Source organism: Aeromonas mytilicola subsp. aquatica, from assembly GCF_044336385.1.
Taxonomy (GTDB): Bacteria; Pseudomonadota; Gammaproteobacteria; order Enterobacterales; family Aeromonadaceae; genus Aeromonas; species Aeromonas rivipollensis.
This window is the reverse complement of sequence record NZ_CP172298.1, coordinates 964,095-976,856: the sequence shown is the minus strand read 5'-3', so window position 1 is coordinate 976,856 and position 12,762 is coordinate 964,095. Positions and strand designations below refer to the sequence as shown.

11 protein-coding genes and 3 tRNA genes are annotated in these 12,762 nt (G+C 64.2%); 8 read left to right on the top strand and 6 right to left on the bottom strand.

The window, feature by feature from the left end; all coding sequences use genetic code 11:
- The first annotated feature begins 21 nt into the window (after positions 1–21).
- The 3 genes from ACFWHB_RS04740 (at position 22) to ACFWHB_RS04730 (ending at position 2,320) form a co-directional block, all read left to right on the top strand.
- Positions 22–1,542 carry a DNA-3-methyladenine glycosylase 2 family protein gene (locus tag ACFWHB_RS04740; protein WP_395949561.1) on the top strand — a complete coding sequence of 507 codons (1,521 nt, stop codon included), beginning with the start codon at positions 22–24 and terminating at the stop codon, positions 1,540–1,542.
- Entirely contained in the window at positions 1,539–2,015 is a 477-nt protein-coding gene (locus ACFWHB_RS04735) for a methylated-DNA--[protein]-cysteine S-methyltransferase (RefSeq protein ID WP_395949560.1), read from the top strand. The genes ACFWHB_RS04740 and ACFWHB_RS04735 overlap by 4 nt, the downstream gene beginning before the upstream one ends.
- An 86-nt stretch (positions 2,016–2,101) precedes the next feature.
- The gene (locus ACFWHB_RS04730; protein WP_210428238.1) at positions 2,102–2,320 is read left to right on the top strand and encodes a DUF2938 family protein; all 219 of its coding nucleotides are present in this window, start codon (positions 2,102–2,104) and stop codon (positions 2,318–2,320) included.
- 61 nt (positions 2,321–2,381) lie between these two features.
- On the opposite strand, the gene ACFWHB_RS04725 is transcribed toward ACFWHB_RS04730, so the two are convergent.
- The 5 genes from ACFWHB_RS04725 to ACFWHB_RS04705 form a co-directional block, all read right to left on the bottom strand.
- Positions 2,382–2,639 (bottom strand): DUF1272 domain-containing protein, encoded by a 258-nt coding sequence (locus ACFWHB_RS04725; protein WP_168235681.1) that lies wholly within the window; start codon positions 2,637–2,639, stop codon positions 2,382–2,384.
- 44 nt (positions 2,640–2,683) lie between these two features.
- Complete coding sequence (locus ACFWHB_RS04720; RefSeq protein ID WP_168235682.1) at positions 2,684–3,013, bottom strand: DHCW motif cupin fold protein; 330 nt, start codon at positions 3,011–3,013, stop codon at positions 2,684–2,686.
- A gap of 123 nt (positions 3,014–3,136) precedes the next feature.
- Entirely contained in the window at positions 3,137–4,984 is a 1,848-nt protein-coding gene (locus ACFWHB_RS04715) for a peptidase U32 family protein (RefSeq protein ID WP_395949559.1), read from the bottom strand.
- A gap of 356 nt (positions 4,985–5,340) precedes the next feature.
- On the bottom strand, positions 5,341–5,952 hold the full coding sequence (locus tag ACFWHB_RS04710) for a LysE family translocator (protein WP_168235684.1): 612 nt from the start codon (positions 5,950–5,952) through the stop codon (positions 5,341–5,343).
- Positions 5,953–6,075: 123 nt separating this feature from the next.
- Positions 6,076–7,035: a LysR family transcriptional regulator gene (locus tag ACFWHB_RS04705; RefSeq protein WP_395949558.1), complete on the bottom strand. Its 960-nt coding sequence runs from the start codon at positions 7,033–7,035 to the stop codon at positions 6,076–6,078.
- A gap of 202 nt (positions 7,036–7,237) precedes the next feature.
- Between ACFWHB_RS04705 and ACFWHB_RS04700 the strand changes: the two genes are divergently transcribed.
- The 5 genes from ACFWHB_RS04700 (at position 7,238) to ACFWHB_RS04680 (ending at position 9,291) form a co-directional block, all read left to right on the top strand.
- Complete coding sequence (locus ACFWHB_RS04700) at positions 7,238–8,326, top strand: ketoacyl-ACP synthase III (RefSeq protein WP_395949557.1); 1,089 nt, start codon at positions 7,238–7,240, stop codon at positions 8,324–8,326.
- 229 nt (positions 8,327–8,555) lie between these two features.
- A tRNA-Tyr gene (locus ACFWHB_RS04695) sits at positions 8,556–8,640 on the top strand.
- A 32-nt stretch (positions 8,641–8,672) separates the two neighbouring features.
- Positions 8,673–8,757 (top strand) — tRNA-Tyr (locus ACFWHB_RS04690).
- A 45-nt stretch (positions 8,758–8,802) separates the two neighbouring features.
- Positions 8,803–8,887 (top strand) — tRNA-Tyr (locus tag ACFWHB_RS04685).
- Positions 8,888–9,024: 137 nt separating this feature from the next.
- Entirely contained in the window at positions 9,025–9,291 is a 267-nt protein-coding gene (locus tag ACFWHB_RS04680; RefSeq protein ID WP_111909851.1) for a hypothetical protein, read from the top strand.
- 7 nt (positions 9,292–9,298) lie between these two features.
- Here ACFWHB_RS04680 and ACFWHB_RS04675 read toward each other — a convergent pair whose 3' ends face one another.
- The gene (locus ACFWHB_RS04675; protein WP_395949556.1) at positions 9,299–12,748 is read right to left on the bottom strand and encodes an ATP-binding protein; all 3,450 of its coding nucleotides are present in this window, start codon (positions 12,746–12,748) and stop codon (positions 9,299–9,301) included.
- Positions 12,749–12,762: the final 14 nt, after the last annotated feature.

Genomic DNA, 12,762 nt, shown 5'->3' with positions numbered 1-12,762 from the left:
CCCCCTCAGCCGAGTCATGTAATGAACACAGCGCCCCCCGTCTCATCGCCCCAGGACGAGATCATCCCAGGCCTCACCCGCGAGCAGTGCCATGCCGCGCGGCTCGCACGAGACGCACGTTTCGACGGCCGCTTCTTCACCGGGGTGCTGTCCACCGGCATCTATTGCCGCCCCATCTGCCCTGCGCGGGCGCCTCACGAGCACAATGTGCAATATTTTCGCTTCGCGGCGGCGGCGGAGCAGCACGGGCTGCGCCCCTGCCTGCGCTGTCGCCCCGAGCTGGCACCGTCCCAGAGCGGGGATCTGCCGCCCCTGGTCGCCCAGGTGCTGGCGCGCATAGAGCGCGGTGAACTCGGGGAAAGCAGCCTGGGCGCGCTCGCGGCGCAGGCCGGGATCACTGAGCGCACGCTGCGGCGCCAGTTCGAGCAACACCTCGGCGCCTCGCCAAAACAGGTGGAGCAGACGCGCCGCCTGCTGCTCGCGAAGCGGCTGCTGACGGAGACACATCTGCCCATCACGGACGTCGCGTTCGCGTCTGGCTTCGCGAGCATTCGCCGCTTCAACGACGCCTGGCAACAGGCCTACGGGCTGACGCCGGGCGCCTTGCGCAAACGGGAGGGCGGTGCGCCAGCCGAGACGCCGCAGACGAGCCTGCAACTGCACCTGCAATATCGCCCGCCATTCGATGCCCGGGCCATGCTCGCGTTCTACCGGCTGCGCGCCATTCCGGGGCTGGAGCGGGTGGATGAGCACGGTTACGAGCGCCGCCACAGGGTCGGCGAGCTGGAGGGGCTAGTTCGCATCGAGCCCCTCGAGGGGGAGAGGCTCAGGCTGACGGTGCAGGATCTGCCGCCGAGTGCGCTGCCGGACATACTGTATCGCGTGCGCCGCATGTGGGATCTGGACGCGGACATGGGGCGCATCGGCGAACTGCTGGGGCAGGATCCGCTGCTGGCGCGGATACAGGGGCGCTGGCCCGGGGTGCGGCTGCCTGGGGGCTGGGACGAATACGAGGTGATGCTGCGCGCCATCGTCGGCCAGCAGGTGTCGGTCAAGGGCGCCATCACCATCATGGGGCGCCTGGTGTCGCGCACCCTGGCGCAGTTCGGGGTGGCACAACTGCCCACGTCTGCCCAGCTGTGCGAGCTGGATCTGGACGGCATCGGCATGCCGGGCAGTCGCATCCGCACGCTGCAGGGGCTGGCCTCGGCGCTCGCGTGCGGCGCCCTCACCCTGGGCAGCGCGAGTGACGAGCAACTGCTCGCGCTGCCGGGCATAGGCCCCTGGACGGTCGCTTACTGGCGGCTGCGCTGCGGGCTGGACACGGACGCCTTCCCCGCCTCGGATCTCGTACTGCAAAAGGCGCTCGGCGGCGGCACCAAGCTGCCCGTAAAAGAGGTGGAGGCGCGAAGTGCCTCCTGGCAGCCGTGGCGCGCCTACGCCGCGAGCTGGCTGTGGCACGCCATGAGTGAGCAGCCCGCGCTGCTGACAGACCCGGCCCGGGAGCACCCAGACAACGACCCCAAGGAGACAACCCCATGATCCGCTACGATATTCTACCCACCCGCTGCGGCGATCTGCTGGTCGCCATCGATGAGCGCGGTCTGGTGCACGTGGACTTTGTGGCAGGGCTGCGGCCACTGCCCGACATGAGCGACTGGCGGCAGGACGGCGAGGCGCTCGCCCCCTTCCTCGTCGAGTTTCGAGACTACTTCGCGGGCCGGTTGCAACGCTTCACGCTGCCGCTCGCGGCGCGGGGCACGGCGTTTCAGCAAGCGGTGTGGCTGGCGCTGTGCGACATCCCCTATGGCGAGACCCGCAGCTACGGCGACATAGCCCGCGCCATCGGCAAGCCGAGTGCGAGCCGCGCCGTCGGGGCTGCGAACGGTCGCAACCCGCTGTCGATCATAGTGCCCTGCCATCGCGTGATCGGCCAAAGCGGCAGCCTGACCGGCTATGCGGGGGGCCTGCCCATCAAGCAGGCATTGCTGAAACTCGAAGGGATCGAGTGCTGAACACGGGCCTATAGACCTCCCGAGCAGGGCTCAGCGGCGGGGGCCCCTGGTTTACGCCGCTTCTGCCTGCGCCCCCGCATGACGCCATGGGAATCGGCACAGTAGTGGCTCCCTTCCTGCTCATGCAGCCCTGCATGGGGGCCGGTATCGCCGCCTCCCGCATCCCACTTCGTCCCGACTCCACAGCCTCATCACCCATGGGGTGTTCGGCCTGGGGCTGTATCGCTCTGGCTGGGCGCTGCAAGGCCTTTGAGCCAAGGTTCTGGATAAATCCGGCGCTAACGCCGCTGCGCCATCAGCCGTGAGAAGGTCAAGGGCCTGAGGAGACGCGGTTGGCAGACATGGCCCCTGAGGGGGCTGGCGGCCCTAGCGCCCCTTGCTCAAGGCCGCTTTCAGGGCCGGATTGAAGACCCGCTTGATGGAGGCGGGGTTGTTCACCAACTTGGCCGCCGGGCGGCGCGGGCGCCTGACCAGCTCGCCGCCGCAGTTGGGGCAGGTCAGGTGCAGATACTGATCGTTGCACTCGGCGCAGAAGGTGCACTCGAAGGAGCAGATATAGGCGACCGCCGTGTCGGCGGGCAGATCCTGGTCACAGCATTCACAGTTGGGTCTGAGCTCAAGCATGGGCAAGATCCTGGAAGATAAGGGGAAATAGGAAAGGGCGCGGCTCAGTCGACGATAAAGAGCCGGGCGCCCTGTTCTGTGTAGGATCTATGGGGCTCGGCATTGTCGGCCACCTGATAGCTCATGCCCGCGGTCAGGGTGAAGACGCGGCCATCCTGCAGCTCGGTGTGCAGCTCCCCCTCGAGGCAGAGCAGCACGTGGCCCTTGCTGCACCAGTGATCCGCCAGATAGCCGGGGGAGTACTCCACCATCCGCACCCGAAGATCCCCAAACTGCTGGCTGTGCCAGCGGGCGACGCCGCGTTCCCCCTTGTGCTCGGTCGGCGCTATGTCGGCCCAGCGGGTCGTGCAAAATGGCAGGTTATTGATGTTCATGACAGATCCTTTGTCAGCATAAGAAGGCTTGGGGAAGGCTGCTCACCAGGGGATATCCGTGACAAGGCAGCACCCCATACTGCCATCAAATTCGCTCCCGCCCTATGCCCACACGGGCAGCCATCACCCCTTGAGACTGCCCATCACCTGCATCTCGCAGCGATGGCAGTCAAAGCGCAGACGGAAAGTATCTTTACCCATCTTCAATTCCAGCGGCTCGGCCTTGAGGCCGGGCACCTCTTTTGGGCAGAGGTGCTGGCTGTAGCGGATGCAGTGCTTCGTTGTCATCAGTACCACTTCCCCCTGCTCCTTGTTCGCCTCATAGGCGGGGGCTATGCGCCCCACCCCGTGTTCGCGGAAGAACTGCTCGGCCGCACTGTTCAGCACGTTGCCGAGGTAGGAGAGCCGGTGCTGGGGATAGGTGGCGTCGCGCAGAGGGATGCGCCGCTCGGGTCGCCGGTAGGCGGCCAGACGGGCCGCCTCCAGGGCGGCAATACCATCCCGGCGCAGACCGTTGAGCATGGATGCGGCAATGAATAGCGGGTGAGTGAATACCAACTCAATCTGGCGTGCCACAAACAGGGTGTTACCCAGTTTGCCAAGCTGGTCCCGCGCCTGTTGCAGCGCCCGCGCCGGGTTGTCAGCCGGCTGCTTGTCGCAGGGGAGCGTGACGGTGGCGCCGATGCCCTGCTCGTCGGTGAGCACGAGCCGGACGCCTTGGTCGCACTCAGAGAGCCGCATATCGACCCGGATCCGGCGATCCGCGCTCGGCTTCTCCAGCAACTTGCTGAATGCCTGATCGTGATTGCGGAAGATCTCGGTGCCCACCTTCAGACCCGGCATGCGCTCCGACAGCAGTAACTGCTTACCTTCCACCTTGTTGAGGCGCATCCCCACCAGCTCGCCCCCCGGCTTGAAGAAGCCGAGGCCATCGCCGTTGTTGAGGCTCACGGGTTTGCCGTCTATCTCTATGCCGTCGCGGGTCACCCTGCTGACGCGGCCCAGGGGTTCACCCACGTATTTCGGGCTCCTGGTGGAGTCGATGCCCGGCTGGCGGCCATGGAGGAAGTAGTCGGTACTGCCCCGGTTGAAGCTCTTTTTGGGATCCGGTGTGAAGCCGTAGGAGCAGCGACCGGCCGAGGAGGCTACCAGATCGGGGCGGCGCTCGAGAATGGCGTCCAGCTTCTGACGATACCAGGCGGTGACGTTCTTGACGTAGTCCAGCCCCTTGAGGCGCCCCTCAATCTTGAAGGAGCGGATGCCCGCGGCGATCAGCGCCTCCAGGTTCGCGCTCTGATCCATGTCTTTCAAGGAGAGCAGGTGGCTGTTCTCCACCAGCACCTCCCCCCCTGGGGTCTGCAGGGAGCAGGGCAGCCGGCAGAGCTGGGCGCACTCGCCGCGGTTCGCGCTGCGGCCGGTGCGGGCGTGGCTGATGTTGCACTGGCCGCTGTAGGAGACGCAGAGGGCTCCGTGGATAAAGAACTCCAGCTGCACATTGGTCGCCGCGCTTATCTCGCGGATCTGCTCGAGCGAGAGTTCGCGCGCCAGCACCACCTGGGAGAAGCCCACATCCTGCAGAAACTTCACCTTTTCCGGCGTGCGGTTGTCGGTCTGGGTGCTGGCGTGGAGCGCTATGGGAGGAAGGTCGAGCGCCAGCAGCCCCATGTCCTGCACTATGAGCGCATCGGCCCCGGCCTCGTAGATCTGGTGGGTCAGGCGCAGGGCCTGCTCCAGCTCCTGGTCGTGCAGCAAGGTGTTGAAGGCGACGAACACCTGGGCGCCGAAGCGGTGGGCGTGGCGCGCCAGCGCTTCGATATCTTCGAGGGAGTTGCCTGCCGCGCTGCGGGCACCGAAGGCGGGGCCGCCCATGTAGACGGCATCGGCGCCATGGTTGATGGCTTCGATGCCATAGGCGAGGTTCTTGGCCGGAGCCAGCAGCTCGAGGCGGTTAGTCTGGGTGTGATCCTGCATGGGTCTGGTCTGAAGGCGGACGAGAAATGCCCGTCACTCTAGCGAGCCCCGGCGCCCCCCGCCTTGATCCCGCTTAAGATCACCGCAGAATGCAGGATTGGACAGGTCGACATCCCTAAGCAGGAGATGGGGCTTTCGCCGGGCCGAGACAAGCCTATGTAGTCGCCCCTCATCCCCAACCCTTCTCCCGCAAGGGGAGAAGGGAGCAGAGAGATTACGCTGGCGACACTGGCACCAGACGCTGGTCTAGATCACCACCTTGAGCGCCAATCCCAGCAGCACCAGGCCGCTTATCTTGTCGATCACGAAGGACTTGGCCTTGAGCCAGGCGAGCCATGGACAGACCGCGGGAGAGCTCAGATCACCACCTTGAGCGCCAATCCCAGCAACACCAGGCCGCTTATCTTGTCGATCACGAAGGACTTGGCCTTGAGCCAGGTCAGCACAGGCCCCCGGGAGAGCACCAGGGCCACCAGCACGTACCAGAGCGCGTCTATGCCCCCAGCGGTCAGCATCATGATGCTCCCCTCGCGCCAGCCGGTATCGGCGTGCACGAACTGGCTGAACAGGGCGATGAAGAAGATGGCGAGCTGGGGGTTCAGGAAGGCGACCATGAAGCCCTCGAACGCCCCCTGGCGGCCACGGGCAGCGTGCACCGTCTCGTCGGCAGAGTCGCCACTGGCGGGCTTGGCCAGCAGCGCCTTGATCCCGAGCCAGGCGAGGAAGGCGGCACCGCCGTAGCGGATCAGATCAAACAGCAGCGGGGTCTGGGTGATCAGCACAGAGAGACCCAGCGCCGTGATGAGGGCGTAGATCCCCACTCCCAGGCCGTGGCCGAGCGCCGTGGCCACCCCGTGGCCCTGTCCCCCCTGCACCGTATTGCGGATGATCAGCGCCAGGCTGGGCCCCGGACTGATGGCCCCCATCACGCAAATGGCGGCGAGCGCCAGCCAACTCGTCATTTCCATACCCTTTCCTTCTCTCAAGCCGAATGTATCTCACTGTGATCAGGGTAGGAGGTGGCCAGCTATGCCAGAAGTGAAAGTTATGAATAGATCCCATAGCCAACGGCTATAGGCTGGCATAACCGACTACCCCTGGCTGAGGTGGTCTGCCTTCAGATCCAGCTGTTTGCGGCTCTCCCCCAGGGTGCGCTGCAGGTGATCCCGCAGGAAGGGGTAGGCCAGTTCGCGAAACCAGCGGTGGGCCGGATCCAGGTGGTGGCGCTGGTGCCACAGCAGATGATACTGCTGCACCCGGGTGGCGAAGGGCAGATCGCAAAAACTCAGGGCGTGCTCCCGGGAGAGCTGCCAGGCGATGTGGGCGGGGGTGGTCATCAGGCAGTCGGTGCGCAGCAGCACCTCCACCGCAGCCTGGAAGAAGGGCACCCGGGCGAACCAGCGGCGGGAGAGCCCCAGGGGCGCCAGCACCTGCTCCACCGGGCTGTCCTTGTCGCCACCACCGCTCACCTGCAGATGGGGCCAGGCGAGGTAGTCATCCAGGCTGGGCGCCGTGCCCGAAAGCGGGTGGTGGCGCCCCATCAGCATCACCAGCCTGTCCTCCCCCTGGTGCAGCCCCCGGATCTGATCCGGCACCAGCTCCGTGATGGTGGAGACCAGATCCAGCTCGGACTGCCACAGCTGCGGCAGCTGGCGCTTGTCCCACAGGCTGTACTCCAGCGCCGCCAGGGGGGCGGCTCTGGCCAGGGCCGCACAGATGTCGGGCAGTATGTGCTGGGCCACGTAGTCGGAGGAGGCGAGCCGGAACACCCGCTCGCAGCTCTCTGGGGCGAACTCGGGCGCCGCATAGAGCCGCTCCAGGGCACCGAGGGAATCGGCAAGCGCCGTCGCCAGGCTCTCGGCCCGCGGGGTCAGCAGCCAGCGCTGCCCCTCCCGCACCAGCAGCTCGTCACCAAACTCGCTGCGAAGCTGGCCGAGCTGCTTGCTGATGGAGGGCTGGCTCAGATGCAGCAGCTCCGCCGCCCGGCTGATGTTGCGGGTCTCCAGCAACACCTTGAGGGTGGGCAACAGGTTGAGATTCGCTTTGTGCACTGACAACACCTCGGGAAGGGAGAGCCTGGGTCGGGCTCTCATCTTAAGACATGGAGAAGCGGGAATTTAAGCAAAATCACCACCTTGTTCTCCCTGCGCCCCCTTGCGCTCCCCTCCCCGCGGGATGACACTGGAAAGCCTGTACGACATAATTGCGCACTTTTCCGCCCGCGGGCGATCTACAACAAGAAGCGATAACAAGATGAAATACGCCAATATCACCGGCTGGGGCAAATGCCTGCCCCCCGCAGTGCTGACCAACGATGACCTCAGCACCATCATGGATACCTCGGATGAGTGGATCTATCCGCGTACCGGCATCAAGGCCCGTCGGGTCTCCCACGTCAGCACCCAGGCGCTCGCCACCCTGGCCGCCCGCCGCGCCCTGGCCTGCGCCGGTCTGGACGCAGGTGAACTCGATGGCATCATACTGGCCACCGCCACCCCGGGCACGCTCGTGCCCAACGGTGCCTCTGCCGTGCAGCAGGCCCTGGGCGCCCACAAGGCGGCGGTGTTCGACCTCAATGCCGCCTGTACCGGCTTCGTCTATGCGCTCTCGGTCGCCACCTCCCTGGTGCAGACCGGCATGATGCAGAAGGTGCTGGTGATAGGCGCCGAGCGTCTCATCCAGCTGCTGGACTGGGCCAAGCGCGACACTGCTGTGCTGTTTGGCGACGGCGCGGGCGCCGTGGTGATAGAGGCGAGCGAGCAGAAGAGCGGCCTGATTGCCAGCAAGCTCGGCTGTGACAGCGAGGCACGGGAGATACTGCACGTGCCGAACTTCGGGACGGATCGGGTGCGTTTCGCCGACATCGACGGCCTCTTCACCTTCAACTTCGAGGGGCAGGAGATCTTCAAGCGCGCCGTGCGCGGCATGGGCGAGGCCACCGGTGCCGTGCTGGCCCAGGCCGGCATAGCCCCCGAGCAAGTCGACCTCATAGTCCCCCACCAGGCCAACGTGCGCATCATAGAGACCCTGGCCAAGCGGATGAACGCCCCCATGGAGAAGGTGATGGTCAACATAGAGCAGTACGGCAACACCTCCGCCGCCACCGTGCCCATCGCCCTGTGCGAGGCGCTGGAACAGGGCCGGGTCAAGCCGGGCAGCTATCTGCTGACCGCCGCCTTCGGGGCCGGTCTGACCTGGGGAGCCGCCCTCATCAAATGGGGCCCTCGCGTCACCCCGCTCGGCCAATGCGACGAGGAGTTGCCCCCCTGCGAACAGAACGCCCTCGAGCTCATCGCCCACGCAGTTCAGGGCTGCCAGCAGGCGCGCACTTCAGAAGCCTGAACCTCGCCACGACCACCCTTTCCCGCATAAAAAAGAGGAGCCCATCGTGGCTCCTCTGTCCATGCCCTCCCTGCCGGCCCCCCAGGACATCGACATAAAAGTCATTGAAAAGCGTGAATTTTGAGCGAAACATATCAAAAAATAACCAGTTGACACTTTTTTGTCGTCAGAATGCGGCCAAGGGGTTCACAACCTTGCCGGATCTGGTAGTATGCGGCCTCGCACTTGGGGAGGGGTTCCCGAGCGGCCAAAGGGATCAGACTGTAAATCTGACGGCTCTGCCTTCGAAGGTTCGAATCCTTCTCCCTCCACCATTCAAGTGCGAACAATCAGGAAAATACCCCGTGGAGGGGTTCCCGAGCGGCCAAAGGGATCAGACTGTAAATCTGACGGCTCTGCCTTCGAAGGTTCGAATCCTTCTCCCTCCACCATCTTCCTGCATTGCGTGAAAGGCCTGTAAAAAGTAGTACCCCTGTGGAGGGGTTCCCGAGCGGCCAAAGGGATCAGACTGTAAATCTGACGGCTCTGCCTTCGAAGGTTCGAATCCTTCTCCCTCCACCATCATTCAGAAAACCCGGCCTGGCGCCGGGTTTTCGCATTTATGGCCAGTGGTCATTTTACACTGTCAGATCTGACAATTGCCCTGCCCCCGCTTTTTCGAAACAGTGAATGCCTCGAATCGCAAGGAACGCCCTCACATGTTTGAAATCTGGGATGAAAGGGGCCGGGAGCAAGGGTTGACGCTGCCCGAGCTGCAACAACGGCTGCGCCATTATCAGGGTGATGTCATGGTGCGCTATCTCAACCGCCTCGGCCTGCCGAGCACCCTGTTCCTGACCGTTGCGCAGGGCCAGGCCTACCAGCGCTTCAAGGCAGGATCCCCCAAACTCGATTGGGAGTGGCTGGCCCAAGCCATGCATGCGGTTCCGAGCCAGCACACCCAGCAGGCCATGGCGGCCCGCTGAGGCAGCCTCAGGCACGAGGGAGATGCCCCCTCAGCTCCTCGACTATACGTCCAAGCAGTGCCCTGAATTCCCTCAATTCGGCTTCGCACGCCCTCGCCCCCTGCTGGCGGATCTTCTCCTCCAGATGCCAGGCCTGCCGCGCCAGATCCTCGACCATCATCATGGAGATGGTGCCCGCCTGGCGATGCACCCAGTCTGCCAGCGCCTTGTCGTTCTCCTGCACCTGTGCCAGGGATTGCACCAGCTCCTCGCAAAACTGGCCCAGCATCTGCGCTAAGGGCTCACCCGTCCCGAACAGGCGCTGCAACGCGGCCAGGTCAAGCAGGCCGGGGGACGGCAGCAGGCGCCATTTCATCAGCATGCAGCGCAGCCCCTCCAGCAGCACCGGCTTGCCCAGCACATCGTTCATCCCGGCGGCCAGACAGCGTTGCCCCTGCTCCGGCATCACATTAGCGGTCATGGCGATGATGGGAAGGGAGGCCAGGTCCCGGGTGGCGCGCACCCTTCGGGTAAAGTCGTAGCCATCCATCACCGGCATCTGGCAGTCGCACAGGATGAGCTCATATGGCTGCTGCTCCAGCATGAGGAGTGCCTGCCCGCCATGCTCAGCCAGATCGCACCCCAGATCCAGCTGCCTGAGCTGACGCCGGATCAGGGTCTGGTTGAGGGGATTGTCTTCCACCACCAGCACCCGAGCGGGCAGCGGCAGGGAGGCCTCTGTCAGGGGCGAAGCCGCAGGCAAGGGGGCCACCTCGCCCAGGCCGAGCTGACGATGACAGACCTCCCGCACCGCCTGCCAGGTCAGAGGATTGCTGTTGAGCCAGTAGACTCTGTCTCGCCGCTGATAGCCCAGCACATTGCCAAGGGGGGCGATGCAGATGCCGTTGTGTGGCAGATCCCGCGCCTCGCCGAAGATGAGATCGGCCCCTCCCGGTTCCTCCCACATCTGCACCCCCAGTGACAGCAGCTGCTGGCGCAGGGTATGACGCAACCTCTCATCATCCACGGCCAGGAAGGCCCGCAATCCGGCCAGGAGAGGATCACACTCCTTCTGCCGCTCGAGCCCCAGAGTGACGGAGAGGCCGATGAAGGTCCCCACCCCGGGGGCACTCTCCAGCCTGAGCGTTCCCCCCATCAACTCCGCCAGGGTGTGGCTGATGCTGAGCCCAAGCCCGGTGCCGCCATGGTTGCGGGTGGTGGCGCCGTCGGCCTGTTCAAACGCATTGAAGATACGGGCCTGCACCTCGGCGCTCATGCCGATGCCGGTGTCCTGCACCCCGAACAGCAGCCGCTGTTCACCGGCACTCTGCCACTCCTGACTTATCGACAGCTCGATAAAACCACGCTCGGTGAACTTGACCGCATTGCTCACCAGATTGAACAAGACTTGCTTGAGCCTGAGAACATCCCCGTTGAAGCGCGCTCCCACCTCATCGTCCACCCGCAGATAGATCTGCAACCCCTTGCGCTCCACCTCGCTGCTGATCATGGTGAGCACATTGTCGGCCAGCTCCCGCAGCAGGAAGGAGGTGGGCGCCAGCTGCATCTTGCCTGCATCCAGCTTGGCGTAATCCAGCACATTGCCGATGAGCTGCAGCAGCCCCTCAGCCCCCTGGTTGATGATGGCGACCATCTGGCGCTGCTCGAGATCCAGCGGGGTAAAACTCAACTGCTCCGCCATGCCGAGGATGCCGTTCATGGGGGTGCGGATCTCGTGGCTCATGGTCGCCAGAAACTCGGCCTTCTTGCTGGCGGCCCGCTCCGCCAGCTCCTTGGCATGGGCGAGTGCCGCCTCCACCTCGCGGCGGCGCCTTATCTCCCGGTGCAGGCGCCAGTAGGCGATGCTGAGGATGAGGATGAAGAGCAGGACTCCGGCCCCTAGGGGGACCAGGGTGCGCAGCAGCTTCTGCCACGGGATACCTTCGCTGTAGTTCAAGGCCAGCCAGGTATTGCGGATCTGCTGTTTCTCCTTGTCGCTCATGCTCACCAGCACCCGGTTGATCAGCGGCAACAGGGGGGCATAGGACTCCCGCACCGCCACCACCAGCTCGTCCCGAAACGGGGTGGGTGCGACTATGTGCAGGTTGTCGCCGAAGCGCTCATCAATCACCCGGGAGAGCACGGCCAGGTTGCCCACATAGGCATCCCCACGACCGGCGGCCACCATGGCCAACCCCTCCTCAGGGCCGGACACCACGGTGACGATGACATGGGGGATACGTGCCTTCAGCTCGCTCACCAGCATGCGATCGGTCACGATCAGCTGCTTGCCCGCCAGTTCGGCAAAGCCCCCTATGCTGTTGCTGCCACGGGCAGTGGCGATGACCACGGGGAAGGACGCAATAGGCCGGCTCACCTGCCAACCGGCGAGCCGCTGGCTGACGCGAAGGGGCAGCACTATCAGATCCACCTCCTGGTGGATCTGCGCCTGCAACAGGGCCGAGCGGCTTGGGTCCGTTCGATGGCGATAGGCCAGACCCAGCTTCTCCTTGAACAGGCCGAGGTAGTCGTCGATGAGCCCGCTCACCCGCCCCTGACTGTCCAAAAACGAGAAAGGTGCCCAGCCCTCGAGCAGGCCGACTCTGAGCGGGGGCAACTGAGCGAGCCACTCCCGCTCATCCGGTCGCAGCAAGAAGCCGCTATGACCTTGAAAGCTCAGGCGGCTATCCCCCAGCCAGCGCCGTTCAAGATCGGTACGCTCCTCCACAGTCAGGGCCTGGATGGCGGTGTCGAGCCGCACCCCCAGACTGGGTTTATGCCTGCTGACTCCCAGATGTAGGCTCTCCATCAAGAGGGGGGACTGGGCCACCACGGCCAGCTCAGGGTGCTGCCCGATAAACTCGTTGGTGACATGCAGGTTGCCAATGTAGGCATCGGCCTTCCCCTCCAGCACGGCGCGCAGGGCCGAGCTCGAATCGGAAAACAGGATGCGGGAGACCGACGGATAGTGCAGCCGGACCAGCTTGTCCGTCAGAAACCCGATCTCGACGGCGATCCTGGCCTGACTCAGGCCACTGACATCCCGAAACAGGGGGCTGTCGTGGCGCACCACCACCACGGTCGGGGATGAATAATAGGGACGGCTGTAGGAGATACACTTGCGCTCGTCGGCGCGAAAGGCATCCAGCAAAATATCGACGTCACCGCGACAGCTCGCCTTATATAGATGACGCCAGTCCGTATAGGCTTTCCACTCGATGCGATAGTCAAGATTCTTGGCCAATAAGGCCATCAGCTCCACACTGAAGCCGCTGCCATTATTTCCATCCCATTGCTGAAATGGCCCCCAGCCGCCTTTCAGCACCCCCACTTTTATCACTTGCAAAGGGGGCTTGCTGGCGGCGATGGCAGAGTGGCAATATAGGACAAATTTAAATAGCAGCACTAAGGTGGCAAGTCTAAATAATATCGATGGGTAACATCTCACCCTGTCAGCAAGCTGGGAAACATGTTTCATTTTATTGCTCGGAA